This is a genomic window from Croceibacterium salegens (assembly GCF_009827435.1).
Lineage (GTDB): Bacteria > Pseudomonadota > Alphaproteobacteria > Sphingomonadales > Sphingomonadaceae > Croceibacterium_B > Croceibacterium_B salegens.
The window spans coordinates 13,973-39,594 of sequence record NZ_WTYM01000033.1; the positions used below are offsets into that span (position 1 = coordinate 13,973).

The following is a 25,622-nucleotide window of genomic DNA, read 5'->3' on the forward strand; positions in this document are numbered from 1 at the left end:
GTGTTCGTATGCATAGCTTGCGTGGAATGATTTCGTGTGCCTGCGCCGCCGCACTTGTCGTGACGCCCATCTCGGCAACAATCGCCTCAACACCGTCGGGGCTGCGCGATGTCGTCGGCATGCGCGGCAGCAGCGGTGAATCGGAGCTGCAATCCCGGGGTTGGCAGGCAACCGACAAGTGGTCGGAAGCCTCGAACGGCAAGTACGTTTACTGGTGGAACAGCTCGAAGAAGAAGTGCGTGCGTGTTTACACCACCGATGGGCGCTACGCAGCGATTGACGAAGTCGGCAGCAAGGATTGCGGCAAGAACGATGACGGCACGGCCATAGCCGTCGCTGTCGGCGCGGCAGCGCTCATCGGCGCCATCGCCCTCGCCACCAGCGGCGACAAGGACAAGGATCGCTACGACAACAATCGTGGCCACCTCTACAACCAGGGCTACGGTGACGGTTACGCCGGCCGCCGCTACAACGGCAGCGGCAACGAGTACTCCGAGGGCTACGGCGCCGGCATGCGCGCGCGCAACGGCAACGGTTCCTACGGCTATGGCGGCTGGCGTGACCTCGTCGGCCGGTCGAACGACTATGCCGATTCCGAATTGCGCAACCGCGGCTTCCTCTACCAGGGCAAGGACGAGCTCAGTTCGGGCCACGAGCGGATGTACTGGCAGCCGCGCAGCGAGACCTGCCTGCGCGTCCGCACCGAAAGCGGAAACGTCCAGAACATCGACGTCGTCCGCAAGCGCAACTGCCGCTGAGGAACCGACGGTAGGGCGGCGCGGGCGGACAACGCCGCGCCGCCCAATGCAAGGCCCTCACCGCTGGCCTTCGGTTATTCTTCCCCCATCCGCAACGCCGCAATAAACGCCTCCTGCGGGATGGAGACGTTCCCATATTCCCGCATCCGCGCCTTCCCCTTCTTCTGCTTTTCCAACAGCTTCTTCTTGCGCGTGATATCTCCGCCGTAGCACTTGGCGGTCACGTCCTTCCTCAGGGCGGCGATGGTTTCGCGGGCGATGACCTTGCCGCCGATGGCGGCCTGGATCGGGATCTTGAAGAGGTGGCGCGGGATGAGGTCTTTCAGGCGCTCGCACATGCCGCGGCCGCGTTCCTCGGCGACGGAGCGGTGGACGATCAGGCTGAGCGCGTCGACCGGCTCGTTGTTGACGAGGATGTTCATCTTGACGAGGTCGCCCTCGCGCAGGCCGATCTGTTCGTAGTCGAAGCTGGCGTAGCCGCGGCTGATCGATTTCAGGCGGTCGTAGAAGTCGAACACCACCTCGTTCAGCGGCAGCTCGTAGGTCACCTGCGCGCGGCCGCCGACGTAGGTCAGGTCGCGCTGGATGCCGCGGCGGTCCTGGCACAGCTTGAGGATCGCGCCGAGGTATTCGTCGGGGGTGTAGATCGTCGCCTTGATCCACGGTTCCTCGATCGTCTCGATGCGGCTCGGGTCGGGGTAGTCGGCCGGGTTGTGGAGCAGCATCTCGCCGGCGTCCTCGGTGCGGCTGGCGCGCAGCTGGATGCGGTAGACGACGCTCGGCGCGGTGGTGATGAGGTCGAGGTCGTATTCGCGGCTCAGGCGTTCCTGGATGATCTCGAGGTGCAAGAGGCCGAGGAAGCCGCAGCGGAAGCCGAAGCCGAGCGCGGCGCTGGTCTCCATCTCGTAGGAGAAGGAGGCGTCGTTGAGGCGCAGCTTGGCGATGGATTCGCGCAGTTTCTCGAAGTCGGCGGCGTCGACCGGGAAGAGGCCGCAGAACACCACCGGCTGGACTTCCTTGTAGCCCGGCAGCGCCTGGGTGGCGCCGTGCTTGACCGTGGTGATGGTGTCGCCGACGCGGGCCTGTTCGACTTCCTTGATCTGCGCGGTGATGAAGCCGATCTCGCCGGCGGCGATTTCGGCGAGGTCGGCGCGCTTGGGGGTGAAGCAGCCGACGCGGTCGATCAGGTGCTCGGTGCCGCCCTGCATGAACTTGACGTTGAGGCCCTTTTTGATGACCCCGTCGAGGACCCGGACGAGGATGACCACGCCGAGGTAGGGGTCGTACCAGGAATCGACCAGCAGGGCGCGCAGGGGGGCCTCGCGGTCGCCGCTGGGGGGCGGGATTTTCGCGACCACCGCCTCGAGCACGTCCTCGATGCCGATGCCCGACTTGGCGGAGGTGAGCACCGCCTCGCTGGCGTCGATGCCGATGATGTCCTCGATCTCGGCGCGGACCTTGTCGGGTTCGGCGGCGGGGAGGTCGATCTTGTTGATGACGGGGACGATCTCGTGGTCGTGCTCGATGGACTGGTAGACGTTGGCGAGCGTCTGCGCTTCCACGCCCTGCGCCGCGTCGACCACCAGCAATGCGCCCTCGCAGGCGGCGAGGCTGCGCGAGACTTCGTAGGCGAAGTCGACGTGGCCGGGGGTGTCCATGAGGTTGAGCTCGTAGGTCTTCCCGTCGTGCGCGGTGTAGTTGAGGCGGACCGTCTGGGCCTTGATGGTGATGCCGCGTTCGCGCTCAATGTCCATGTTATCAAGGACTTGCTCGCTCATCTCGCGGTCGGTCAGCCCGCCGGTGAACTGGATCAGCCGGTCGGCGAGCGTCGACTTGCCATGGTCGATATGGGCAATGATAGAGAAGTTACGGATCAACGATAGGTCGGTCATGGCGCGCCATTAGCCGCCTCGCCCCGCTCTGTCAGCAGATTGTGCTCAAGTAGCGCACAGCGCGGAAGCACACACAGGAAGGATCAGGCCGCGCGGCTTGCTCCCATTGCGACGTCGACCTGCACGAAGCGGCGGCCTTCGGATCGCTGGCCGCTATGTGAGGCATTGCGGCGTTCGGGCAGCGAATAGTGGCCCGGCGGCAGCGCTGCGAGCGGCATGCCTGCGGCGGCCAGTGCGTAGGGCGAGATGCGGTGTCGCGTGCACAGGCCGTCCGACCCGTCGCTGACCAGCGGAGTTTCGAATTCGACGCCCTGCGTCGCGTCCTGCGAACGGCGCACGCGGCATATCGCGAGCTGGCCTTCGCCGAGGTCGAGCACAAGGTCGGTGCCAACCGGGACTTCGAGCAATCCCTCGATCATCGCCCCAGTGCGCGAGAGATTGCGCAGCACGGCGTCGTAGCGGTGATCCTCGTGGATCACCCCTATGCGGCGGAATACGGTGCGGCGCTGCGAGCGCTGCTTCTCCGGTCCGTTCGCCTGGTAGATGAAGTTGCCGTCACTGAGCTTTTCGAGGACTTCCTCCTGCGGCACGGCCCGCGAAAAGATGAAGCCCTGGATCAATGTTGCGCCGCGCTTCTGGACGAGGGCCAGTTCGTCCATCGCCTCGACGCCTTCAGCGGTGGTCTCCATGTCGAGCGCATTGGCCAGGCTGACGATGGCAGCGATGATCGCCGAATTGGAGTTGTCCGGCTCGGTCGAACCGCGAACGAACGACTGGTCGATCTTGATCTTGTCGAAAGGCGCCTTGCGCAAGTAGCCGAGCGACGAATAGCCAGTGCCGAAATCGTCGAGCGCCAGGCGCACGCCGATCCTCTTAAGCTTGGCGAACATGGCATCTGTTGCCGCGGCATCGCCCATGAAGACACTTTCGGTGATCTCAAGCTCAAGCCGGCTCGGTTTCAAGCCCGACGAGGAAAGCGCGTTTGTGACGAGAGTCGGCAAATTCTCAGTAGAGAACTGCTGCGCCGACACGTTGACCGAGACGGTCAGGTCGCCGGGCCACTGAGAAGAATCCTCGCACGCCTGACGCATGGCCCACTCGCCGAGCGCGATAATCAGGTTGGTTTCCTCGGCGATCGGGATAAACACGGCCGGGCTAATCGAACCGCGCTCGGGATGTTCCCAACGCATCAGCGCTTCGAAACCCTTGACCTTGTGGGTCTTGGCGCAAACCACCGGCTGGTAGTGCATCTTCAGTTCGCCGCGCGACAGCGCGTCGCGCAGGTCTTCCTCGATCTCCCGGCGCTGGTGAGCGATGTCCTTGAGGTCGTTCGAGTAGAACCTGTACTGTCCGCGCCCACCGCCCTTGGCGGCGTAGAGGGCGAGGTCGGCGGCCTTGACTAGTTCGGATGGTTCGATCCCGTCGTAAGGAGCGACGGCTATGCCGACGGAGGTGCCGATGATCGCGCGGCTGCCGTCGAGCGAATAGGGCTGCGAGATCATCTGGATGATCCGGTGAGCTAGGTCGCCGAGATCGCCGCGATCGTCCATGTCGGGCAGGATGATCTGGAATTCATCGCCGCCGAGGCGGCCGATTTCGCCTTTTGTACCGACGATCCTTTCGAGGCGCTGGGCAACCTGCTTAAGCAATTCGTCGCCGGCCGGGTGGCCGAGCGTGTCGTTGACAGCCTTGAACCGGTCGAGGTCGAGCATCAACAGTGCGCACGAACGTTTGGCCACCTTGTAGGCCGTGAGAATGGCGGTAAGCCGCCGCGTCATGCGGTTGCGGTTGGCGAGACCTGTGAGGGAGTCGAATTGCGCCGCGCGGGTGTTGTCGCGCTGGCGTTCGAAATCGGCGGTGATGTCCTTGGCGCCGCCGCGATATCCCAAGAATGTGCCTTGCGGATTCAGATAGGGTTTGCCGGTGATCGTCCACCAGCACGTTTCGCCGCCGGCATCGACTTTAACAATCATGTTGGCGAACTTGGTGCGCGCGCTAAGCAGGAACGGAAGCGGGCGTTCAGCCGCCTCTTCGTCATCGCCGGCTTCGAGCGTGAACAGCGAAGCCAGCGGGCGGCCGATCAGGTCTTCGTGGCTCGCCTGAAAGGTCGCCGCTGCAGGAGGTGAAAGGTAGATCAGCCGGTTCTGGTCGTCGGTGGCCCAGAACCAGCCGATGTTGCCAGCCTCGAATTCGTCGAGGAGCTGCAGGCGGCTGGCTCCATCAGCCATCGCGATCGGCATCAGCGGGCGCTCGGAACCGTCGGCCGAAGCTCCTTCTGGTGAGGAGCTCTTACCGCCGATACCCTTCAGAAATCGACGCATCGCCGTCACTTTCGTAACACCTCCGACCTCCTATCTTGGTGCGCCCGCTTTGTTACCGGTCAGAGGTAACCGTTTTCGCTTAATTTATTGCTAAGTGGTTTCCGCTTTCGCGAGCCGCATACGCTCGCCTTAGGCAGGGCCGAGGGCTGCATGCCGGCCCGGCGTTCGCCGAATCTGGCAAAGCGCCCATTCTTCATGCTCTCGATCGACGTCGCGAATTCGTCCCCCCGCGCGATCGTCCAGCGACGAGCGGACTGTGGCGGTAACACTGGCGCCCTTCGGAAGTTGGATCTGGAGGATCGTCCTCACCGGTACGTTCCACAACCCCTCGAACAGCGCCCCACTGACTGAATTGTTGCGCACGGCGCCATCTTTGTTGCGCACGGTGCCATCTTTAACGTGCCCTTGGTGATCGAGCAGGACGTTGAACAAGGTAGTCTGACGCAGTGCTCGGGCCACGCTCGGCCCCTGCGCGACGGCGACAAGCCTGGTGGCGAGGCGATTTGTCGCTCCCTCGCTGTCGAGCGGCCGCTCGTAGATGCATCTCTGGACGTGACTACTCCCCTGCATGCGGAGGGCGTCGAGTTCGTCGAGCGTCTTGATGCCCTTTAAAGTGGTGTCCATGCCGCGCACCTGAGCAAGGCTCGAAATCGAGGCTATGATCGCGCCGTCTCGGCTACCCGGTTCGGTCGTCCCCCGCACGAAGCTTTGGTTGCTCTTGATCTTGTCGAATGGCGCTGTCTTCAGATAGCCTAGCGAGGAATAACCAGTCCCGAAATCGTCCAGCGCCAGACGCACGTCGATGCCCTTGAGAGCGGCAAACACAGACTCGGTGCCTTCGTCGTCGTTGAGGAACACGCTCTCGGTGATCTCGAACTCGAAGCGCGAAGCGTCGATCTGGGTCTTGGCGATGGCATTGGTGACGATCGCTGAAAGGTTGCGGTAAGCAAACCGCAGCGACGAAACATTGACCGCGCAGCTTACTTCCTCGGGCCAGCGCGCGCGGTCCTTTTAGGCGCTGCGCAAGGCGCAAACGCCCATCAGCTCGATCAACTCGCTGTTCTCTGCAATTGTCACGAACTTGTCGGGCGAAATTCAGCCCTTCTGCGGGTCGTGCCAGCTCATCAGCGCCTCGAAACCAGCATTGGTCTCGGTCAGTTCCGGCACTATCGGCTGTTAATGCATTTCCAGCTCGCCACTGAGGATGCCGTTGCGCAGGCCCCTTTTTGAGTTGCGGCCGCGCCTCGGTTTCGGCGTGGAGTTGCTGCGCATAGAAATGGAACCGACCGCGCCCCCCATCCTTCGCCGCATAGAGCGCGAGGTCGGCGTTTCGGATCAGCTCTTCGCTGGTCGTACCGTCGTTGGGCGAAATCGCGATGCCGACCGATGCGCCGATGATCGCCGTATGGGCCTTCGAGGACATGCTCCATCTCGCGAGCCTTGCCACGCAGGACCATACCCATGATCAATGGACGGACGCCGCCAAGGTAGATCGACAGCGAGATTGCGGTGAGCATCGTCGCGGGGAACCACGGCCAGCTGTTGGGCAGCCATGCCTCGCCGGTCGGAGTTGCCGTCCTCGCCGTGCCGAGGCGCGATCCGTCGGGTACACGGCGCACCTTCTTCCGACGCTCCCTTTCGGGTTTTTCCGAGCGCTTCTTGAGGGTGGGTTGAGGTGCGGATTCAGGACGCGCAGCTTGCTCGGTCTTCGGGGCAGCAGGAGCTGCCTCGCGACGCGCAAGCTGTTTGGACCGGTCCATAGTGCGTTCATGCGCTTTTCGCTTTGAAAAGCGGTCAAGCAGGGGCCTTCGAAAACGGGGAATTTGCATATCGGAGAGCTTGCGGTACCGCGCGGTCTCGATAATCTCGCGCCGGGAGGAGCGACATGCGCCATATCGCGATCATCGGTTCCGGTCCTGCTGGGTACTATACGTCCGAAGCGGCGCAGAAGGCGTTCGGCGACGATGTCAGGATCGACGTGTTCGACCGCCTCCCGGTCCCATACGGCCTGATCCGCACCGGCGTGGCGCCCGACCACCAGTCGATCAAGGGCGTCTCACGGCGCTACGAAAAGACCGCGCTCACCGAAAACGTGCGCTTCGTCGGCAATATCACGATCGGGCAGGACGTGACGGTACCTGAACTGGCCGGGCTCTATGACGCAGTCGTGCTCGCCACGGGAGCGCCGCACGACCGCGATCTCGGCATCCCAGGTGCCGAGCTTGGCAACGTGTTCGGGAGCGCCGCCTTCGTCGGCTGGTACAACGGCCACCCGCAGTTCGCCGCGCTGGCGCCCGATCTTTCGGGATCGACTGCGGTGGTCATCGGCATGGGCAACGTCGCGCTCGACGTGGCGCGGATCCTCGCCAAGACCGAGGCCGAATTCGCCGGTAGCGACATCGTCGGGCATGCGCTTGAAGCGCTGGATACGTCGCGGATCGAGCGGATCGTCATCCTCGGCCGGCGCGGACCGCATCAGATCATGATGACGCCCAAGGAGCTTGGCGAGTTGGGCGAACTCGAACGCGCTGCGCCGCATGTCGAGGCCCACGACCTGCCCGAAGTGGGCGAGGACGCCATTCTCGAACCCGGCCTGCGCAAGTCGGTAACTCTGCTACGAAGTTTCGCAGCGGTGCCCGAAGACATTCGCGCGGAAAAGCGCATCACCATCGAGTTCGACTTCTTCGCCCAACCGGTAGCGTTGCACGGTGAAGGAAAGGTCGAGGCGATCGAGGTCGAGCGAACCGAGGTCGTCGCCGGCCGCGCCACGGGTACCGGCGAAACCTACCGCATCCCCGCCAGCCTCGTGGTTAGCTGTATTGGTTACCGAACCGCTCCGATACCCGACGTCCCGTTCGACGAGCGCGCCGGGCGCTTCGCCAACGACGAAGGCTGCATAATGCCGGGCCTCTACTGCGTCGGCTGGGCCCGGCGCGGGCCGAGCGGGACGATCGGCACCAACCGCCCCGACGGAGCCTCGATCGTCGAAAAGATCGGCGAGGATATTGCTGCTGGCCTGCTCGGCCATGCGGTCAAGACCGGCCGCGAGGGCTTCGACAAGCTCGCTGCGGAACGCGGCCTCGACATCGTCACCTTCCGCGACTGGAAGAAGATCGAGGAAGCCGAAGAAAAGGCCGCGCGAGAGGGCGCGCCGCGGGAGAAGTTCGTCGATATCGAGGCGATGATCAGGGCAAGGGGCTAGGGCGCCGAGCGCACGTCACCCCGGCCTTCCCCGAAAATCACACCCTCATCGGCATCAGCACGTAAAGCGCCGGGCTCTTGTCGCTCTCGCGGATGAGCGTCGGTGCGCCCGGGTCCGCGAGGTGCAGTTCGACGGTATCGCTGTCGAACTGACTGAGGATGTCCTTGAGGTAGTTGGCGTTGAAGCCGATCTCGAAGCCGTCGGACTTGTAGTCGGCCGCAATCTCTTCGGCCGCAGTGCCGTTGTCCGGGCTGGTTACTGAGAGCGTGACCTTGTCCGGCTCGAGCCCCATCTTGACCGCGCGAGTACGCTCAGTGGCGATGGTCGCGACGCGGTCGACTCCCTCGAAGAACGACTTCGGATCGAGCTTGAGGAGCTTGTCGTTACCCGTTGGAATCACTCGAGAATAGTCAGGGAACGTGCCGTCGATCAGTTTGCTGGTCAGGACCACCCCGCCCTCGCCGCCGAGCGTGAAGCGGATCTTGCTCGCCGAGAGGTCGATCTCGACATTCCCATCGAGCGATTCATCGAGCAGCTTGCGCAGTTCGGCGACGGCCTTTCGCGGCACGATCACGTCGGGCATGCCCTCTGCGCCGTCTGGACGCGACAGGGTGAAGCGGGCGAGGCGATGGCCGTCGGTGGCGGCTGCCTTGAGCACCGGCTTGTCCTCGTCCGAGACGTGCAGGAAGATGCCGTTGAGGTAGTAGCGGGTTTCCTCGGTCGAAATGGCGAAGCGCGTGCGGTCGATCAGTTCGGCCAGCACCTTGGCCGGGATCTCGAAGCTGGTCGGCAGGTCGCCTTCGACGATTGTCGGGAAATCGTCGCGCGGCAGGGTCGGCAGCTGGAAGCGACTGCGCCCGGCCTTGACCGCCATGCGGTTGTCCGCGGTCTCGAGGCTGACCTGGCTGCCGTCGGGCAGCTTGCGGGCGATGTCGAACAGCAGGTGCGCCGAAACGGTGATCGCCCCGTCGCTATCGACCGAAACCGCATCGAGGCTCTCGACGACCTGCAGGTCGAGGTCGGTCGCCATGATCTTGACGAGGCCATCCTTTGAAGCCTCGATCAGCACGTTCGAAAGGATCGGGATCGTGTTGCGCCGCTCCACCACCGACTGCACGTGAGACAGGCAGCGTAGCAATTTGGCGCGTTCGATTGTGGCCTTCATCGGTCCGTCTTTAACCCCATTTGCGCCCCCGCGGCCGGATTCGCCCGCGAGCGCCGGAAAACTGTCCGCTTACCCTTAGCGAAAGGGGCTTAGGCGGCAAGGCTGACAGGCCCTCTCAAGGGCGAAACTGGGGATAAAATGCTCGTCCCCGGGGCTACGAGAACATCGCCATGCCGCCGTTGACGTGCAGCACCTGCCCGGTGACGTAGCCCGCCTCCTTGCTGGCGAGGTATGCAACGGCGGCGCCGATGTCCGGCCCCTCGCCCATCCGGCCCATCGGAATGCGGCTGTTGAGGGCTTCCTTCTGTGCATCGGGCAGAACGTCGGTCATCGCCGTGCGGATGAAACCGGGGGCGACGCAGTTGGCCGTGATCCCGCGGCTGGCGACTTCCTGGGCAAAGCTCTTGGTCATGCCGACGAGCCCGGCCTTGGCCGCAGCGTAGTTCATCTGCCCGGGATTGCCGGTCGCGCCGACGACGCTGGTAATGGTGATGATGCGACCGAACCGCGCCTTCATCATCGGCCGGGCGCTGGCACGCATCAGTCGGAAGGCGGCCTCGAGGTTGATCTTCATCACCGCGTCCCATTCCTCGTCCTTCATCCGCATGGCGAGGTTGTCGCGGGTCACCCCGGCGTTGTTCACGAGGATGTCGACCTGGCCAAGCGTATCGACCGCGGCGGGGACCAGCTCTTCGACCTGCTTGGTGTCGGAAAGGTCGCAGGTAATCTCCACATGCGCCCCGGCGTCATGCTTGTAGCTGTCGTTGAGCTCCTCGCGGAAGGAGCGCAGTTTCGAACCGTTCGAGCCCGAGATCGCCAGCCGTGCGCCCTGGCTAGCCAGCGCTTTGGCGATGGAGGACCCAATGCCCCCGCTGGCACCGGTGACGAGTGCGGTCATTCCCGTAAGGTCGAACATCATGCATTCTCCCGCGCGTAGTTTTCGAGATCTTCCATGGTCACGAGGCTGAAGGGCGTGGCTTCGGGATCGATACGCGAGATCATCGGCGCAAGGACCTTGCCGCCGAGTTCCACGTATCGCTGGATCTTCGCCTCACGCATGGCGAGGATGCTCTCGCGCCATCGCACGCGGCCGGTGACCTGCTCGACCAACAGGCTTCGCTCTTCCTCGGCGTCGGTGACCCGGCCCGCGGTGACGTTGCTGTAGATCGGGACGGTGAAGGTATGCGGAGGCATCTCGGCAAGCGCTTCCCGCATTGCCTCTGCAGCCGGTTGCATCAGCGAGGAGTGGAAGGGCGCCGAAACCGCGAGCTTCACGCCGCGCTTGATGCCGAATTCCTTGGCCATGTGAACCGCGCGGTCGATCGCTCCCGCGTGGCCGGAGATGACCACCTGAGTGGGATCGTTGTCGTTGGCGATCTGGCAGACCTCGCCCTGCGCGGCAGCCTCGACCAGCGCGGTGGCCTTTTCGAGGTCGGCTCCCAGCAGGGCGGCCATGGCGCCCTCGCCCACTGGCACCGCATCCTGCATTGACCGCCCGCGCAGTTTCAGGAGGCGCGCGGTTTCGGCGAGGCTGAAGGCACCGATCGCGCACAACGCCGTGTACTCGCCGAGGGAATGGCCCGCGACTCCCGCGCGGCCCTTGCTGATGTCGACACCGAATTCGCCCTCAAGCACGCGGAGCGTCGCGATCGAAGTCGCCATGATCGCCGGTTGCGCGTTCACGGTGAGCATCAGCTCTTCCTCGGGACCCTCGCGCATGAGCAGCGAAAGCTTCTGCGACAGCGCTTCGTCGACCTCCTGGAAAACCTCGCGCGCAAAGCGGCTGTTGTCCGCCAGCTCCACGCCCATGCCGACCCGCTGGCTTCCCTGACCAGGGAAAACGAAAGCAACCATTGTCTGTCTCCTCGCGGCGCGCTTACGAGCGGGATGCGCGCGCCTCAACCCCGAAGGGGACAATCCTGTTGGCAGCATCGTGCCCGATGTCGGCGCGCCCGAGATAGGGAATGCCCGACCGGTCGCACCAGTACTGCGCGATGGCGACCTCGTCGCAGCCGAACGGACGGTCGTTCTTCGGAACTTCGGTGATGCGGCCCAGCCGAATGCCGGCGCAGCCGCGCAGGTGCTGGGTGACGTGGAAAAACAGGCGATCGATGGCGTAGAGGTGCTCGGCGACTTCCTCGACCATTACCACATGACCCGAAAGATCGGGCATCAAGTCGGTGCCGACCAGCATTGCCAGCGTCATCAGGTTGAACGCGACCGTCGGCTGGGCATCGAGCGGTTCGGGCGCTGTTTCCTGACCAGAAAGATACCGTAGCACACGACGTATCGCATCATCGCCGCCTTCACGCCGGACATCGCCCGCAAGTGGGCCGTGAACGGGCGTGCCGATGCGGTCTCGGTAAAGTGCAGAAAGAAGAACCCCGGCATCGGAATAGCCCAGATAGGTCTTGTCCCGCGCCTCATCGCCCAGCCGCGCCATGGCGTCCGCCGCAATCCTCGCTGCTCCATAGCCGCCCATGGCGAACCAGACCGCGTCGTATTGCGCATCGTTCGCAGCATTGACGAACGCCTCAAGCCGCGCGTCGTCGCTACCTGCAAAATGGCCGTCGTGTTCAAAGCACTGCTTGGAAAAACAGAGTTCTGCCCGAGGGAACTCCGCTTCCGCCAAAGCCAGCACGGCATCGGCCCGCTCTCGCAGGATCGGCTTGCCAGGGCATACTAGGGCGATACGGGTCATGCCGGCGCTTCTAGCTGGCTTGTGCGATGCCCGACAACTGCCTAGCGGTTGGGCCGATGACTTCGAACCCCTCCCCCCTCGCCCACCCGTTGTTCTTTTGCGGCATCGGCGGATCCGGGATGCTGCCGCTTGCAATGATCGCCCGCGGCCTTGGCGCTGAAGTCGCCGGTTCGGACCGCAGCCGCGACCAGGGACGCTCACCGGAAAAGTTCGCCTGGCTGGAGAGCAAAGGCATTACCCTGTTCCCGCAGGATGGCAGCGGCGTGGTGTCGGCGGAGCAGGTGCTCGTCGCTTCGGCGGCGATCGAGGATACGGTGCCCGAAGTCGTCAAGGCCAACGAACTCGGTTGCAGCCGGATGACTCGTGCCCAACTGCTTTCCGACCTTTTCAACCGTTCGCAGTGCGGAATCGCCGTGGGCGGGACCAGCGGCAAGTCGACCGTCACCGCGATGCTCGGCTGGATCCTACAGGCCAACGGCTATGGGCCGACCATCATGAACGGCGCCGTGATGAAGAATTTCGCCAGCGACGCTGAACCATTCGCCAGCGCCGTCGTGGGCGATGGAGACGTCTTCGTCTCCGAAGTCGATGAGAGCGACGGCTCCATCGCGCTCTACAAGCCGGCGATTTCGGTCCTGCTTAACGTCAGCCTCGACCATATGCCTATGGAGGAGCTGCGCAGGCTGTTCCGCAACTTCCTGCGCGCGGGTAAGGCCCAGGCAGTCAACTACGATGACGAGGACGCCTACTTCCTTTCGGACGGCATGAAGGACGTCGTATCGTTCGCGATCCACCATCCGGAAGCCCGCTTCACCGTGCTCGAGGAAGGTATCGCATACCGGGCGAACGGCATTTCCGCGTTACTGGTCGATCGCGGCGATGACGACACCGTATTTCCGCTGCGGCTTGGCATGCCCGGGTTGCACAACCTCTCGAACGCCCTTGCCGCGATCGCCGGAGCCGTGGCGGCAGGGGTACCGGTGCACGACGCCTGCTTGGCGCTGTCGACCTTCAAAGGGCTGGCGCGGCGTTTCGACGTGATCGGCACCAGCCCGGGCGGCGTGACAGTGATCGACGACTTCGGCCATAACCCGGAAAAGTGCCGCGCCACGCTGCGCACGCTCAAGGCCCAGCCAGGCCGGGTCATCGCCTTCTTCCAGCCGCATGGTTACGGCCCGCTGCGGCAGATGGGGCATGAACTGGCGAAGACCTTCGCCCGCGAACTCGGGCCGGACGATGTCACCATCCTGTGCGACCCGGTCTACTTCGGCGGGACGGTCGACCGCAGCGAAGGCAGCGAACGGATCATCGACCTCATCAACGAGGGCGGCGGCTGCGCCGAGCACATTCCCGAACGCGCCGCCGTGGCCGATCGCATCGTGGAGATCGCCCGACCGGGCGACCGCGTAGCCGTCATGGGAGCACGTGACGATACGCTGACCACATTCGCGAAGGACCTGCTGGCGCGGCTGGCCTAGTTCTCTTCGGCCGCCTTGTGCGCGCCGATCCTAAGGACCTTGTGCAGGACGAACGCCGCGAAGGCACCCAGTGCGAGGCCGAACAGCGCCGATAGGGCTGCCTGGGTGGTCCATCCGATCACGACGCCGAGCGGACCGGTTGCATGCTCGACCGCCTGCTCGACCCCATGAACGATGCCGGACGGGACATGAAAGCCTAAGTCGTCGAGGCCGTGCAGGAAAATTCCACCGCCGACCCACAGCATCGCCACGGTACCGATGCCTGAAAGAGCGGTCAGTACCTTGGGCATCGCATGGACGAGTCCCCGGCCCAGTTTTTTTGCGCTGGGTGATTCCCGTTCCGCGAGATGCAGCCCGATGTCGTCCATCTTCACGATCAACGCGACCGCGCCGTAGACTGCGAAAGTGATACCGGCACCGACGATGGCGAGGATCAGCGCACGGTTGAGAAGCGGCTGGTCGGCGACGCTGGCGAGCGTAATGGCCATGATCTCGGCCGACAGGATCAGATCGGTACGGATGGCCCCGGCGACGCGTTCCTTCTCGAAGTTGGCCGGGTCATCGATGGGGTCGCCCAGCGTCTCTCCGTGCTTTTCGCCACCGAGCTTCTCGATGATCTTCTCCGCCCCCTCGTACGAGAGGTAGAGCCCGCCCATCATAAGAATCGGGGTGATCGCCCAAGGCAGGAAGGCGCTCAGCAGCAACGCCGCCGGAAGCAGGATGAGGAGCTTGTTCTTCAGGCTGCCGCGGGTGATCTTGGCTATGATCGGCAACTCGCGATCGGGCGTGAAGCCGGTGACGTAGTTCGGCGTCACCGCGGCGTCGTCGATAACCACGCCCGCTGCCTTGGCCCCGGCCCGGCTCGCCGCAACGCCGACGTCGTCGACCGACGCGGCAGCTGCGCGCGCGATGACCGCAACGTCGTCGAGCAGGGCCATGAGACCGCCGGGCATCTAGTTGGCCTTGTAGATGGTGATGACCACGGCCGGCTCCTTTACCGACGGATCGAACCCTAGAGTGCCGATGTACCCACCTTTGCTCAGCCAGCCGTACTTGCCCAGCGGTGCCACGAACACCGGCGAGGTGCGGACCGGAATCGGAGCCTCGCCCGCCTGCGGGCGGCATAGCGCGCCCGAATTGACCACGTTGATGACCACGCCGTCGTCTGTCTTTAGGAAGTAGTCGGCGCGGATCTGGGTGCAGCCGTCGCTGCGGTCGAGTTGCCAGTCCCAGCCCATGGGCAGGATCTCGCCTTTCATCTCCGGCCCTTCGAAGGTCCCGCCGATGATCGGGATGAAGCGCCGTTCGCCCAGCGCGGTCTTGCCGACTTCGGTCGCCGGGCCGAGCTTGACCACGGAGCGGTAGAGCAGTTCGAGACCGGGCTCCGGCGGCGGCGGTGGCGCCTGTTGAGCCGATGCACCCTGCGACAGCGCGCCGGCGGCCGCCGCAACCATAATCAGTGTCCTTGTCATCATGGGTCCTCCGTTCGCGCCGGATAGTTGCAGAAATTCGCTGTCCTACAAGGCCCTGCCTGCGCCATGCCGGTGGAATGAGCACGATGCGGCGATTCTCATCGGCAAACGAAGGCGTGGCCCAAATGTCGCGCTGCAACGGGCGCCAACGGCTTCGTAACTGGCGGGAATCCGCGCTTATGGCTCCTACGCACAAGTCCACAATCAACGCGTTTTTCGTGTATTTAGGCCCGCCACGCCGCTTGCAATGCGGGCGGAAACCTGTATGTGCGCCGCTTCCCCGTCCCCGGGCAGGGAAAGAAGAAAGCCGGAGGGGCCCCGCGATCCGCGCGGACAAGCCAGCGATCGGCATGGATTGAAAGGAACGCTGAGATGGCTCTTTACGAGCACGTCTTTCTCGCGCGCCAGGACCTGAGCCAGGCTCAGGTGGATACCCTGGCCGCAGCCGCTACTGAAACAGTCGAGAAACTCAACGGCAAGGTCACCAAGACGGAGACCTGGGGCCTGAAGAACCTCGCCTACAAGATCGACCGCAACCGCAAGGCCCACTTCGTTCTGCTGAACATCGAAGGCCCCGGCGCGCTGGTCGAGGAACTCGAGCGGCAGAACCGGATCAACGAAGACATCATCCGCTGGCTGACGATCGCCGTCGACGAGCACGAATCCGGCCCGTCGGTGATGATGCGCAAGAACGAGCGCGACCGTAAGCGTCGCAGCGAGCGGGGAGACGACTGATGGCCCGTCCGTTCTTCCGCCGCCGCAAGTCCTGCCCGTTTTCGGCCAAGGACGCCCCCGCAATCGATTACAAGGACGTGCGCCTGCTGCAGGGCTTCATGTCCGAGCGTGGCAAGATCGTGCCGAGCCGCATCACCGCCGTTTCCGCCAAGAAGCAGCGTGAGCTGGCCAAGGCGATCAAGCGCGCGCGCCACCTGGGCTTGCTGCCCTACATCGTGAAGTAAGGGAGGACTGGTCATGGATATCATTCTTCTCGAACGCATCGAGAACCTCGGCACGATCGGCGACGTTGTTTCCGTCAAGGACGGCTACGCCCGCAACTTCCTGCTCCCGCAGAAAAAGGCGCTGCGTGCCAACGAAGCCAACAAGAAGGTCTTCGAAGCCAACCGCGAACGCCTCGAAGCCGAAAACGCCGAGCGTCGCGTCGAGGCTGAAAAGGCCGGCGGCAAGGTCGACGGTGAAACGATCGTGCTGATCCGCGCCGCCTCGAACTCGGGCCAGCTCTACGGTTCGGTCAATGTGCGCGACGTCGCCATTGCCCTCACCGAAAAGGGCCACGCCATCGACAAGCGTCAGGTCATCATGGGCGCGCCGATCAAGACCATCGGCATGTTCGACGTGACCATCCAGCTGCACCCCGAGGTCCGCGTGACCATCAAGGCCAACGTCGCCCGTTCGGACGACGAAGCCGAGCTGCAGAGCCAGGGTGTCGACATCCTCGCCCAGGCCTTCGAGGAAGAGCGTGAGGCCGCCGAGGCCGAAGGCTTCACCGAAGAGGTCGATCCGACCCTCGAGCCGGGGGAAATCCCCGCCGACATGCTCGAAAAGCCCGCCGAGGACGAAGCGGAAGCCTGAGCGCTTCAGCATAGCGAACAAGCGAGGGGCGCGATCCGCAAGGGTCGCGCCCCTTTCTTTTCTGTTGATGCTGCACCGCAAAAAAGCACTTGCGCATCAGCAGTCCGACGATAACTTGTGGATTGGGCAGAGGATTGAACCTTTCACGGAGTTCCATTGCCCATGTCCCCATCGCGTATCCTGCTCAGCGTCGCCGCGTTCGCCCTTCCGATGGCCGCAGCGGCCCAGGAAGCTGCACCCGAGTCCGACTTCGCGACAGACCTCCGCGTGACGATCACGGGGACGGTCAGTTCGTTCGACTGGACCGACCCGCATTGCCAGTTGATGCTCAAGGTGCCGCTGCCAGACGGAGGCGAAATCTCTTGGAACCTCGAACTGGCTCCTCCTGCCGAACTCAAGGCGCGGGGCTGGAAGCCGAGTTCGCTCAAGCCTGGCAACAGGGTCGAACTGGAAATCAACCCGAGCCTCGACGGTACGACAAGCGGTTACGTCCTTGCCGCACGTAAGGAAGGCAAGCCGATCGGGAAGACTGTCGAGGGGTGAGCCCCCTCCGGCACGTTGAATTGTCACAATTCCGGCGTTAACGGCGGTCATGGATTCCACGACCGTCATTGCCGAACTCACGGCCATCTACGATGCCGCCGTCGAGCGCCTCCGCGCCGACATAGTCGCCTACGTAAGGGACGGGACAACCCCGCCCGACGGCCGCCGCAGCGACGGCAGTTACTGCTACCCCGAACTGAAGGTGCATTATTCGGGCGGCTCTCGCGCTTCAGACCGTTCCCGCTCCTTTGCTCGGCTCGAGGAGCCCGGCACTTATGCCACAACGATTACACGCCCCGACCAGTTCGAGGGGTACCTCGCCGAGCAGCTCGATTTGTTGCTCGAAGACTTCGACGTCACGATCGAGATTGGTCGCTCGAATCAGGAAATCCCGTTCCCCTACGTACTCGACGGCCAGCACGGCGCGGACATGGTTGGGGTAAGTCCGAACGAACTTGCGCGGCTATTCCCTACCACCGAACTGGCCCTGATCGGCGACGAGCTGGCGGATTCGATCCTCACGCACGCCCCTGGCGAACCGCTTCCGCTCAGCCTTTTCGACGCCCTGCGGACAGACTTTAGCCTCGCCCGGCTGGCCCATTACACCGGATCGGACCCGCGCGACTTCCAGCGCTTCGTGCTGCTCACCAACTACCACCGCTATATCGACGAATTTGTCGAATGGGGCGGAGAACAGATCGGAGGCGGGACCTATACGGCTCTGACCGGTGCGGGCGGACTCTCGCTCACGGAAAAGACCGCGAATGCCAGCGCCCAGCTCAACGACACGACCTGGCGGCGTCACCAGATGCCGGCCTACCACCTCAAGGCGGCGGACAGGCTCGGCATCACGCTTGTCAATATCGGCGTCGGTCCCTCGAACGCCAAGACAATCACCGACCACCTGGCAGTTTTGCGTCCCGAAGCCTGGCTTATGATTGGCCACTGCGGTGGCCTGCGTTCGAGCCAGAAGATCGGCGACTTCGTGCTCGCGCACGCCTACCTGCGCGACGACCATGTTCTGGACGACGTGCTGCCGCCGGAAATTCCCCTGCCTGCCATCGCCGAGGTCCAGCAGGCGCTCTACGGCGCTGCGGAGGAAGTAAGCGGCGTGCAGGGAGCAGACATCAAGCAGCGCATGCGCACTGGCACCGTCGTCACCACCGACGACCGCAATTGGGAACTGCGCTATACCCTGACGGCACGCCGCCTGAGCCAGAGCCGCGCCGTCGGCATCGAGATGGAAAGCGCCACCGTCGCCGCGCAGGGCTTCCGCTTCCGCGTACCCTACGGCACCCTCCTGTGCGTCTCCGACAAGCCGCTGCACGGCGAGATCAAACTTCCGGGCCAGGCCAACAAGTTCTACGAGGAAGCCATCGCCGCCCACCTGCAGATCGGCATTCGCGCTTGCGAACGTCTGCGCGCCGAGGGTCCGCGCCTGCACAGCCGTAAACTGCGCGCCTTCAACGAGCCGCCTTTCCGCTGAATTTTGTCCCCGCGCTGCCGTCGTTTACCGGAAAGTAACCGCGCGGACCGACTGTCTGCGCATGGCTACACTTCCCCACCAAAACGCCGCCCCGGCTGAACGCCGGTCGGCGCAGCGAGAGGAGGTGCGCCGTCCGGCAACCATGCGGACGTCCTATGCTGTCATTCCCGGGGAGATTCTCGACATCTCGACTGGCGGTGCGCGTTTCGAGGCTCCTAAGGTGCCTGGTCCGATGGTCTCATGCCTGCTCGAATGGGACGACCGGGAAGTCTTTTGCAGGGTCATATGGTCCAAGCACGACGCCTGCGGCGTTGCTTTCGACAGACCGATCCCCGTCGACGCGGTCGGCGAAGCGGTCGAGGAGACGCGCCGCACCGAACCGCCCGCCGCAGTGAACAACATCCCACTCGGGACGCGTCGAAACAGGTTCCGAATGTCAACGTCGGGCGAGGAAACCGGGCAAGACTAACCGGTTCGAGAATCGCAACTTAGTCGTCACTATAAAGCTTGTCGGACACTTCTGCGCCGATGTCGCCGAAGACTTCGAGCTGGGCCTTCAGGTTGCCCATGGTGATGCCTTCATCGAAGATGACGTAGGATTGACTGTATGTGTCGCCGCTCTCCGCCACGTAAAGTTTGGCGGCGGGATACCGATCGTTGAATTCTCGAACGGTGTCGCGCAACTGGTTGGGGGTCATGTTCTCCGGCGGGCTGAAGACGCCGATCAGCACGAGACCTTTGCAGCCGTCCTCACAGGCGCGAAAATAGCTGAACGCCTTGAATCCGTTCTGATAATCGATGGTGTAGAGCGTCGAGCCGTCCGTGCCCTTGTCGGTGCCGTGCTCCACCCCCATCGACTCGAGCGTCGCAACCAATGCCGCCTCGTCAATCGTCTTCAGCAGACGGCTCGTCTGATAGGAAGACTGTGCGGTTGCCGAAGCCAGCGGCAAAGAAGTACCGGCAAGAGCCAACGTGGCAAGAACGTAAAAACGCATCGAAATCGACCCCTCTGTTGTGTCGGTATCGAGCTTGGCGTCCTTGCCGGACCCGCACAAGCGCGGGCGCGCGCGAGCGACAATGATTGCGTCAAGTTTTCCACGTTGAATGTCATCCCGCCGGCGACCCGGGATGAAGCTCAGGCCGCCGGGGACTTGGACTCACCAGCCTTCCGGCTTGCCCTTGTTCTGCTCGTCGAGCCACTTCTTCAGCGGCGCGAAGTATTCGACCATTGCCTTGCCGCTGATCTCGCGCTCGCCAGTGAAGGCCTCGAGCGCATCGGGCCACGGCTTGCTCGCGCCCATGGCCAGCATCTTGTCGAGGTTCTCGCCGACCTTCTTGTTGCCGTAGAAGCTGCAGCGATGCAGCGGGCCCTTCCAACCAGCCTGATCGCAGGCTGCCTTGTAGAACTGGAACTGCAGTACGCGGGCAAGGTAGTAGCGCATGTACGGCGTGTTGGCCGGAATGTGGTACTTGGCGCCCGGGTCGAATGCGCTCGCCGGCCGAGCAACTGGCGGGGTGATGCCCTGGTATTCGCGCTTCAGGCCCACCCAGGCGTCGTTGTAGTGATCCGGCGTAATCGAGCCGTCGAACACGCCCCACCGCCATTTGTCGATGATCAGGCTGAACGGCATGAAGGCGACCTTGTCGAGCGCCTGGCGCAGCAGCAGGCCGATGTCCTTGTCGGCAGCAGGAACCTTCGACTTGTCGAGAAGCCCGATGTCGACAAGGTATTGCGGTGTGATCGACAGCGCGATGAAATCGCCAATCGCCTCGTGGAAACCGTCGTTTGCCCCTTCAAGATAAAGGTAGGGCTGCTTGTTGTAGGCGCGCTGGTAGTAGTTGTGGCCCAGTTCATGATGGATCGTGGTGAAATCGTCCGAATTCACCTTGATGCACATCTTGATGCGCAGGTCGTCGACATTGTTCAGGTCCCACGCGCTGGCGTGGCAGACCACCTCGCGGTCGGCTGGTTTGACGAACATCGAGCGCTCCCAGAACGTTTCCGGCAGCGGGTCGAGGCCGATCGACTTGTAGAAGTTCTCGCCGTAGCGGACCATGTCCAGCGGGCCCTTGCCATTGTCCTTCAGCAGGTCGCCGACTTCATAGCCGATGTCGCCGACACCTTCGGGAGCAACGAGCGGGTAGATGTTGCCCCATTCCTGCGCCCACATATTGCCGAGCAGGTCAGCGCGGATCGGGCCGGTCTTTGGCTGGACGGCATCGCCGTACTTCTCGTTGAGCTTGCTGCGGACGTATGTGTGCAGCGCCATGTAGAGCGGCTTCACGTCCTGCCAGATCCGCTCGGTCATGGCAGCAAACTCTTCCGGCTTCATGTCGTAGTTGGACCGCCATAGCGCCCCGGTGTCGGCATAGCCGAGTTCCTGTGCGCCCTCGTTCATGATGGTCACGAACTGCTCGTATTCGCCCTTCATCGGCGCTCCGACACTGTCGTGCCAAGTCGACCACATCTCCTTGTATTCGTCCGGCGTGTGCGGCTTTCCCATCTCCGCCTCGGCATCGACGCCGGGGATCGGCTTGCCGTCGAGCATGGCCTGTCCCTTGCCGTAGGCGCTGCTCATACTGGTGCCGATATCGTTCAGCTCCTGAGCCGCTCCCGGAGTAGTGGGCGCGGGCTTGGTAATCGACAGGCGTAGCCTGTCGAGCTTTCGCCTCACGTCCGGATCGAGGCCTGGAACATTGGCAAACCTCGCCGCCTCATTAGCGTACCTGACCTGCTTTTCGGTGCCGACGGCACTGGTGCGGGATGACAACGCGTCGGTGTCCACCGTGATGTAGGTGGCGTTCACCCAGTCGGCCTGCGCGGACTCGATCGACCAGTCAAACAAGTCCTTTTCCGCCGCGGCCACGAAATCGGCGGCACCCTTCGGCGTCAGGGGATAGGCCGGCGCAGTAGAACTGTCGTGCGCATTAGCGATCGTCGGCACGCAAATGGAAATGGCAAGCGCCAACGGCCCGGCAAAAGTCCTGAATCTCATGAGTTGTGAACCTTCGTTCAATACTAGTTTCGAATGCGACCGGTCTGCACGACCCGGCAAGGATGTTCAAGCCGTGAGGAAGCGGATCATCTCTTCCGAAAGCGCCGCTTCGGTCACCGAACTCATGTGCGTACCAGGGATTTCGGCGATGGTGGCGTTTGGCAGCGCAGCAGCCAAAGCAGTTGGCGAACCATTGTCGCGATCCTTCTCGCCACACAGCACCAGGGTCGGCATGGTGATTCCGCCGAGTTCGCTTTCGACCGTGTCGTCGACAGCCTGCAACAGCAACCGCGCCGCCACGCGATCGATTTTCTGGGTCTTCATAAACGAGACGGCGAAGAAGGCCGGATCGCCGTGTTTAACCTCGGCAAAGCGGTCGATCGCGTCGATGAAGAAGGCCGACCTCCGGTTCCAGCCAGCTAACCCCTCGAGACCCATGCCGGCGAGCACCAGCCTACGCGGCGCCAGACCTGAGAGGACACAGCGCACCGCTGTCCGCGCGCCGAGCGAAAAGCCGGCAAGATCGAAGTCGCCGAGGTGTAGGTGCGCCACCAGCGCCTTGGCATCGCGGACCAGCACGTCAGACGGATAGGCTGCCGAGTCATACGGCCTGGCACTATGCCCGTGCGCACGCAGGTCGGGCATGATCGCCTCAAACCCTGCCTCGGCCAGCCGCTGGGCGTGACCGAAGCGGATCCAGTTGGTCCGGGCATCGGAAAACAGGCCGTGGAGCAGGAGCAACGGGCGACCCTCGCCCATTCGGTGGAACGCCAGTTCGGTGCCATCGAAACTCGCGAAGGTCTCGTAACCAGCTTCGCTCACTCAGGCACCTGCAGCCCGGCATCCTGCCATTGCTTGACGACGCTGGCTGTCTCGTCGCTGCGCTTGCGGGGCAGTTTCGAGGTATCGAGCCAGCTTTCGTGGATACTCTCCGCTCCGGCATGCGCTACCGGATCGAGGCCATAGGGGTCATCGAGGCTGCCCAGCGTCAAGTCCAGACCGGTACGATTGTTGAACTTGAAACCGAGCGGAGTGCCACAGTCAGGGCAGAATGGCCGCTTGGCAACCGGAGAACTGCCATACCACGAAGGCTCGCCTTGCCATTCGATCGCACCGGTCGGAATCTGCACGAAGCTGGCGGCAAAACCGCCGGTGGCGCGCTGGCACATCCGGCAGTGGCACAGGTATGCCTCCGCGCCTGTCATATCCACGTTGTAGCGAACCTTGCCGCACTGGCAGCCGCCGGATTTTCTGCCGATTTCAGTCATGATTTCTTTCCTAGGTCCGGGCAAGACGTTATGCCACGCGGCCGGAACGGAGAACAAGTGGCGCGGAGGATTGTTTAATTCGCTTCGGCCTACTATCTGGCCGACACGAGTTGCATTTGGAAACCTATGGCTGAAGCCGATCCCAGCATTGTCGAGACCGAAAGCGATACCCAACCCGCTGAAAAGCGTCGCTGGGGACGCCTCCTTGTCATGCTTTCAGTGCCGGTGGCACTGCTCATCGCCGGATTTATCTACTGGCAGGGGCTGCAAGGCAAGGTAAGCACCGATAATGCGTACGTGCAGCAGGACATGGTCGCGGTCAGCGCCGAAGTCGGCGGCAAGATCGTCGAAGTCCTGACCAAGGAAAACGACCAGGTGAACGCAGGCGACCTGCTGTTCCGGATCGACCCCGAACCCTACCAGTTGCAAATCGCCCAGGCGAATGCGGCCATTGCCAGCGCCCAGGCCAACGTCACCGCACTTGCCAATTCGGCCGACCTGTCCGGCGCGGATATCTCCGCCGCCCGAGAGGACATTGCCTTCGCCAAGTCGAAGTTCGAACGCCAACAGGAACTGATGAAGCGCGGCTTCACCACCAAGGCCGACTACGATGCCGCTGAACACGCCGTGGCGCAGGCGCAGGAAGATCTGCGGCAGGCCCAAGCTAATCAGGTCGCTGCCCGCGCCAAGCTTGCCCAAGGCAGCGCCGTGCCGGGCAAGAACCCGCAGATCGCGATCGCCGATGCGCAGAAAGCGAGTGCCGAATTGAGCCTGCGCCGCACCGAAGTGCGCGCACCTGCGAGCGGCCGTGTCGCGCAGGCCGATCGCCTGCAAGTCGGCCAGCAACTTCTGCCGAACCTCCCGGTGCTGACCCTCGTCGAGGAAGACAGCACATACGTCGAGGCCAACTTCAAGGAGACCGATCTTGAGGACATGGCAGTCGGACAGGAAGCCGAGCTGACCTTCGACGCCTATCCGGGCATAAAGCTCAAGGGCCATGTACAGTCGATTGGCGCGGGCACGGGATCGGAATTCTCGGTTCTCCCTGCACAGAACGCGACCGGCAACTGGGTCAAGGTCACGCAGCGAGTACCGGTCCGCATCCAGATCGACGAGAAGAGCGAACGTCCGTTGCTCGCCGGTCTCTCAACTCACGTGACGATCTTCACCGCCGACGGGAAACGCTGAACAATGGCGAGTGCCGCGCCAGCCCGTGGCGGCAGGGCGAGGCCGCAGCTGCTCGAAGACGTCGCGGCCCTGCCCGCGGCGAATACCGGGCTGCTGATCTTCGGCGTGATGCTGGCATCGCTGCTACAGGTTCTCGACATCACCATCGCCAATGTGGCGATTCCGCATATGCAATCGGCGCTCGGGGCCACAGCCGACAGCATCACCTGGGTCCTGACCAGCTATATCATCGCCACTGCTGTAGCGATGCCGATCACCGGCTGGCTGGCCGACCGCGTCGGCGCGCGCAGGCTGTTCATACTCTCAACCGCAGGGTTCATCGCCTCGTCGATGCTATGCGGGCTGGCGCAGAACCTCAGCGAGATGGTGCTGTTCCGCGCTCTCCAAGGCGTATCCGGCGCCTTCATCGGTCCGCTCAGCCAGAGCTTCATGCTCGACTCGACCAGGCCGAGCAAGCACCCGCAGATGATGGCCTTGTGGGGTCTCGGCATCATGATCGGGCCGATTGTCGGACCGGTCCTCGGCGGCTGGCTGACCGAAAACTGGGACTGGCGCTTCGTATTCTTCGTCAACCTGCCGGTCGGAATTCTCGCCCTTGCCCTGCTCGTAACCAACCTGCCTCACCGACCGACGCGGCGTCGGCGTTTCGATGTTGCCGGGTTCTTCTACATCGGCCTGACGATGGCCACGCTACAACTGATGCTCGACCGCGGGCAGCAGCTCGACTGGTTCGATTCGCTGGAGATCTGGGTATACCTGTTCCTCACGATCACAGGCGCATGGCTGGCGATCGTCCACTTCGTCACCGCGAAGGATCCGCTGTTCGAGCGCGAGTTGTTCGCCGACCGCAACTTCGTCGTCGCCGTGCTGTTCATGCTTGTGGTCGGTGTGGTGATGTTCGCGGTGATGGCACTGCTGCCGCCGATGATGCAACGGCTGCTCGGTTACGGCGTGATCGATACCGGGATGGCGCTAATGCCACGCGGCGTAGGCGTTCTCATCTCAATGCAGCTGGCCGGGCTCGCGGTGCGTCACCACGCCGATCCGCGCGTGCTGGTCGGCGGGGGCTTCTTTATCGTCGGCCTGTCGCTGTGGGAAATGGCGCACTGGTCGCTCGACGTCGACTACTCGCACATCTGGTGGACGGGCATCTTCCAGGGGCTGGGGATGGGATTCATCTTCATACCGTTGCAGGCGATCGCCTTCGCGACGCTGGCGCCGCGATTCCGCACTGACGGGTCCAGCCTGCTGAACCTGATGCGCTCGATCGGTTCCTCGATCGGCATATCCGTGACGACGACACTGCTGATCCGCAGCGTCCAGATGAGCCACGAAGACCTTGCCAGCCACGTCACCGCTGCGAGCAGTAGCATGTTCGACGTCTCGGAGATGGATCGCTTCCAGACGGTCGGCGAGGCGGCACTGCAGTTCGGCGACGCGATGGTCAACCGCCAGGCGGCAATGATCGGCTACATCAACGACTTCTCGTTCATGATGTGGCTCAGCTTTGCAGCGATCCCGCTGGTGCTGTTCATGAGCAAGCCGCCGCGGCGGTGAGCCAA

General features: G+C 63.3%; 24 protein-coding genes and 1 pseudogene. 11 read left to right on the forward strand and 14 right to left on the reverse strand.

The window, feature by feature from the left end; all coding sequences use genetic code 11:
- The first annotated feature begins 26 nt into the window (after positions 1–26).
- Entirely contained in the window at positions 27–758 is a 732-nt protein-coding gene (locus GRI89_RS06065) for a hypothetical protein (protein WP_235912832.1), read from the forward strand.
- A 74-nt stretch (positions 759–832) separates the two neighbouring features.
- On the opposite strand, the gene lepA is transcribed toward GRI89_RS06065, so the two are convergent.
- From lepA to GRI89_RS17955, 4 genes and pseudogenes are all read right to left on the reverse strand, one after another.
- Positions 833–2,650, reverse strand: a complete 1,818-nt coding sequence (gene lepA / locus GRI89_RS06070) for a translation elongation factor 4 (protein WP_159793251.1) — start codon at positions 2,648–2,650, stop codon at positions 833–835.
- Between the two features lie 83 nt (positions 2,651–2,733).
- Positions 2,734–4,971, reverse strand: a complete 2,238-nt coding sequence (locus GRI89_RS06075) for an EAL domain-containing protein (RefSeq protein ID WP_235912833.1) — start codon at positions 4,969–4,971, stop codon at positions 2,734–2,736.
- Between the two features lie 129 nt (positions 4,972–5,100).
- A complete protein-coding gene (locus tag GRI89_RS17950; RefSeq protein ID WP_235912863.1) occupies positions 5,101–5,928 on the reverse strand; it encodes an EAL domain-containing protein in 828 nt (275 codons plus the stop codon).
- Between the two features lie 388 nt (positions 5,929–6,316).
- Positions 6,317–6,394: pseudogene (locus tag GRI89_RS17955) on the reverse strand (hypothetical protein); the annotation flags it as partial.
- Between the two features lie 462 nt (positions 6,395–6,856).
- Here GRI89_RS17955 and GRI89_RS06085 point away from each other — a divergent pair.
- Positions 6,857–8,173 carry an FAD-dependent oxidoreductase gene (locus GRI89_RS06085; protein ID WP_159793253.1) on the forward strand — a complete coding sequence of 439 codons (1,317 nt, stop codon included), beginning with the start codon at positions 6,857–6,859 and terminating at the stop codon, positions 8,171–8,173.
- A 37-nt stretch (positions 8,174–8,210) separates the two neighbouring features.
- Here the strand turns inward: GRI89_RS06085 and dnaN are convergent, their stop codons facing one another.
- The 4 genes from dnaN to GRI89_RS06105 all read right to left on the reverse strand — a co-directional run bounded on the left by dnaN (position 8,211) and on the right by GRI89_RS06105 (position 12,039).
- The gene (gene dnaN / locus GRI89_RS06090; protein ID WP_159793255.1) at positions 8,211–9,338 is read right to left on the reverse strand and encodes a DNA polymerase III subunit beta; all 1,128 of its coding nucleotides are present in this window, start codon (positions 9,336–9,338) and stop codon (positions 8,211–8,213) included.
- Between the two features lie 154 nt (positions 9,339–9,492).
- A complete protein-coding gene (fabG, locus tag GRI89_RS06095) occupies positions 9,493–10,254 on the reverse strand; it encodes a 3-oxoacyl-[acyl-carrier-protein] reductase (RefSeq protein WP_159793809.1) in 762 nt (253 codons plus the stop codon).
- Positions 10,254–11,192, reverse strand: coding sequence for an ACP S-malonyltransferase (gene fabD / locus GRI89_RS06100; protein WP_159793257.1), 939 nt, complete (start codon positions 11,190–11,192; stop codon positions 10,254–10,256). Before fabD ends, fabG begins: the two co-directional genes overlap by 1 nt.
- Before the next feature lie 22 nt (positions 11,193–11,214).
- Positions 11,215–12,039: an LD-carboxypeptidase gene (locus GRI89_RS06105; RefSeq protein WP_159793259.1), complete on the reverse strand. Its 825-nt coding sequence runs from the start codon at positions 12,037–12,039 to the stop codon at positions 11,215–11,217.
- A gap of 56 nt (positions 12,040–12,095) precedes the next feature.
- On the opposite strand from GRI89_RS06105, the gene GRI89_RS06110 reads away from it, so the two are divergent.
- Positions 12,096–13,517, forward strand: coding sequence for a glutamate ligase domain-containing protein (locus GRI89_RS06110; RefSeq protein WP_159793261.1), 1,422 nt, complete (start codon positions 12,096–12,098; stop codon positions 13,515–13,517).
- On the opposite strand, the gene GRI89_RS06115 is transcribed toward GRI89_RS06110, so the two are convergent.
- Together GRI89_RS06115 and GRI89_RS06120 are read right to left on the reverse strand one after the other, a co-directional pair.
- Positions 13,514–14,470: a DUF808 domain-containing protein gene (locus tag GRI89_RS06115; RefSeq protein WP_159793263.1), complete on the reverse strand. Its 957-nt coding sequence runs from the start codon at positions 14,468–14,470 to the stop codon at positions 13,514–13,516. The two genes, GRI89_RS06110 and GRI89_RS06115, sit on opposite strands and share 4 nt — an antisense overlap.
- Positions 14,471–14,971: a DUF3237 domain-containing protein gene (locus GRI89_RS06120; RefSeq protein WP_235912835.1), complete on the reverse strand. Its 501-nt coding sequence runs from the start codon at positions 14,969–14,971 to the stop codon at positions 14,471–14,473.
- 390 nt (positions 14,972–15,361) lie between these two features.
- Between GRI89_RS06120 and rpsF the strand changes: the two genes are divergently transcribed.
- The 6 genes from rpsF (at position 15,362) to GRI89_RS06150 (ending at position 19,077) form a co-directional block, all read left to right on the forward strand.
- On the forward strand, positions 15,362–15,724 hold the full coding sequence (gene rpsF / locus GRI89_RS06125; protein ID WP_159793266.1) for a 30S ribosomal protein S6: 363 nt from the start codon (positions 15,362–15,364) through the stop codon (positions 15,722–15,724).
- Positions 15,724–15,948, forward strand: a complete 225-nt coding sequence (rpsR, locus tag GRI89_RS06130) for a 30S ribosomal protein S18 (protein WP_159793268.1) — start codon at positions 15,724–15,726, stop codon at positions 15,946–15,948. The genes rpsF and rpsR overlap by 1 nt, the downstream gene beginning before the upstream one ends.
- Before the next feature lie 13 nt (positions 15,949–15,961).
- Complete coding sequence (rplI, locus tag GRI89_RS06135) at positions 15,962–16,579, forward strand: 50S ribosomal protein L9 (RefSeq protein ID WP_159793270.1); 618 nt, start codon at positions 15,962–15,964, stop codon at positions 16,577–16,579.
- A gap of 162 nt (positions 16,580–16,741) precedes the next feature.
- Positions 16,742–17,122: a DUF6152 family protein gene (locus tag GRI89_RS06140; protein WP_159793272.1), complete on the forward strand. Its 381-nt coding sequence runs from the start codon at positions 16,742–16,744 to the stop codon at positions 17,120–17,122.
- Between the two features lie 49 nt (positions 17,123–17,171).
- Positions 17,172–18,608, forward strand: coding sequence for an AMP nucleosidase (locus tag GRI89_RS06145; protein WP_159793274.1), 1,437 nt, complete (start codon positions 17,172–17,174; stop codon positions 18,606–18,608).
- 61 nt (positions 18,609–18,669) lie between these two features.
- The gene (locus tag GRI89_RS06150; protein ID WP_159793276.1) at positions 18,670–19,077 is read left to right on the forward strand and encodes a PilZ domain-containing protein; all 408 of its coding nucleotides are present in this window, start codon (positions 18,670–18,672) and stop codon (positions 19,075–19,077) included.
- Between the two features lie 19 nt (positions 19,078–19,096).
- On the opposite strand, the gene GRI89_RS06155 is transcribed toward GRI89_RS06150, so the two are convergent.
- From GRI89_RS06155 to GRI89_RS06170, 4 genes are all read right to left on the reverse strand, one after another.
- Positions 19,097–19,663: a YbjN domain-containing protein gene (locus tag GRI89_RS06155; protein WP_159793277.1), complete on the reverse strand. Its 567-nt coding sequence runs from the start codon at positions 19,661–19,663 to the stop codon at positions 19,097–19,099.
- Positions 19,664–19,765: 102 nt separating this feature from the next.
- Positions 19,766–21,604 (reverse strand): M2 family metallopeptidase, encoded by a 1,839-nt coding sequence (locus GRI89_RS06160; protein WP_159793279.1) that lies wholly within the window; start codon positions 21,602–21,604, stop codon positions 19,766–19,768.
- Positions 21,605–21,670: 66 nt separating this feature from the next.
- A complete protein-coding gene (locus GRI89_RS06165; protein WP_407924967.1) occupies positions 21,671–22,426 on the reverse strand; it encodes an alpha/beta fold hydrolase in 756 nt (251 codons plus the stop codon).
- A complete protein-coding gene (locus GRI89_RS06170) occupies positions 22,423–22,872 on the reverse strand; it encodes a GFA family protein (protein ID WP_159793281.1) in 450 nt (149 codons plus the stop codon). The genes GRI89_RS06165 and GRI89_RS06170 overlap by 4 nt, the downstream gene beginning before the upstream one ends.
- A 225-nt stretch (positions 22,873–23,097) precedes the next feature.
- On the opposite strand from GRI89_RS06170, the gene GRI89_RS06175 reads away from it, so the two are divergent.
- Positions 23,098–24,060, forward strand: a complete 963-nt coding sequence (locus GRI89_RS06175; RefSeq protein WP_328598113.1) for an HlyD family secretion protein — start codon at positions 23,098–23,100, stop codon at positions 24,058–24,060.
- Positions 24,061–24,063: 3 nt separating this feature from the next.
- Entirely contained in the window at positions 24,064–25,617 is a 1,554-nt protein-coding gene (locus GRI89_RS06180) for a DHA2 family efflux MFS transporter permease subunit (RefSeq protein WP_159793284.1), read from the forward strand.
- The last annotated feature ends 5 nt before the right edge of the window (positions 25,618–25,622 follow it).

Excerpts from the sequence above, each read along its gene's own strand:
- GRI89_RS06065 (WP_235912832.1), top strand. The coding sequence starts at position 27 with ATGATTTCGTGTGCCTGCGCCGCCGCACTTGTCGTGACGCCCATCTCG.
- lepA (WP_159793251.1), bottom strand. The coding sequence starts at position 2,650 with ATGACCGACCTATCGTTGATCCGTAACTTCTCTATCATTGCCCATATC.
- GRI89_RS06075 (WP_235912833.1), bottom strand. The coding sequence starts at position 4,971 with ATGCGTCGATTTCTGAAGGGTATCGGCGGTAAGAGCTCCTCACCAGAA.
- GRI89_RS06085 (WP_159793253.1), top strand. The coding sequence starts at position 6,857 with ATGCGCCATATCGCGATCATCGGTTCCGGTCCTGCTGGGTACTATACG.
- dnaN (WP_159793255.1), bottom strand. The coding sequence starts at position 9,338 with ATGAAGGCCACAATCGAACGCGCCAAATTGCTACGCTGCCTGTCTCAC.
- fabG (WP_159793809.1), bottom strand. The coding sequence starts at position 10,254 with ATGTTCGACCTTACGGGAATGACCGCACTCGTCACCGGTGCCAGCGGG.
- fabD (WP_159793257.1), bottom strand. The coding sequence starts at position 11,192 with ATGGTTGCTTTCGTTTTCCCTGGTCAGGGAAGCCAGCGGGTCGGCATG.
- GRI89_RS06105 (WP_159793259.1), bottom strand. The coding sequence starts at position 12,039 with ATGACCCGTATCGCCCTAGTATGCCCTGGCAAGCCGATCCTGCGAGAG.
- GRI89_RS06110 (WP_159793261.1), top strand. The coding sequence starts at position 12,096 with ATGACTTCGAACCCCTCCCCCCTCGCCCACCCGTTGTTCTTTTGCGGC.
- GRI89_RS06115 (WP_159793263.1), bottom strand. The coding sequence starts at position 14,470 with ATGCCCGGCGGTCTCATGGCCCTGCTCGACGACGTTGCGGTCATCGCG.
- GRI89_RS06120 (WP_235912835.1), bottom strand. The coding sequence starts at position 14,971 with ATGGTTGCGGCGGCCGCCGGCGCGCTGTCGCAGGGTGCATCGGCTCAA.
- rpsF (WP_159793266.1), top strand. The coding sequence starts at position 15,362 with ATGGCTCTTTACGAGCACGTCTTTCTCGCGCGCCAGGACCTGAGCCAG.
- rpsR (WP_159793268.1), top strand. The coding sequence starts at position 15,724 with ATGGCCCGTCCGTTCTTCCGCCGCCGCAAGTCCTGCCCGTTTTCGGCC.
- rplI (WP_159793270.1), top strand. The coding sequence starts at position 15,962 with ATGGATATCATTCTTCTCGAACGCATCGAGAACCTCGGCACGATCGGC.
- GRI89_RS06140 (WP_159793272.1), top strand. The coding sequence starts at position 16,742 with ATGTCCCCATCGCGTATCCTGCTCAGCGTCGCCGCGTTCGCCCTTCCG.
- GRI89_RS06145 (WP_159793274.1), top strand. The coding sequence starts at position 17,172 with ATGGATTCCACGACCGTCATTGCCGAACTCACGGCCATCTACGATGCC.
- GRI89_RS06150 (WP_159793276.1), top strand. The coding sequence starts at position 18,670 with ATGGCTACACTTCCCCACCAAAACGCCGCCCCGGCTGAACGCCGGTCG.
- GRI89_RS06160 (WP_159793279.1), bottom strand. The coding sequence starts at position 21,604 with ATGAGATTCAGGACTTTTGCCGGGCCGTTGGCGCTTGCCATTTCCATT.
- GRI89_RS06170 (WP_159793281.1), bottom strand. The coding sequence starts at position 22,872 with ATGACTGAAATCGGCAGAAAATCCGGCGGCTGCCAGTGCGGCAAGGTT.
- GRI89_RS06180 (WP_159793284.1), top strand. The coding sequence starts at position 24,064 with ATGGCGAGTGCCGCGCCAGCCCGTGGCGGCAGGGCGAGGCCGCAGCTG.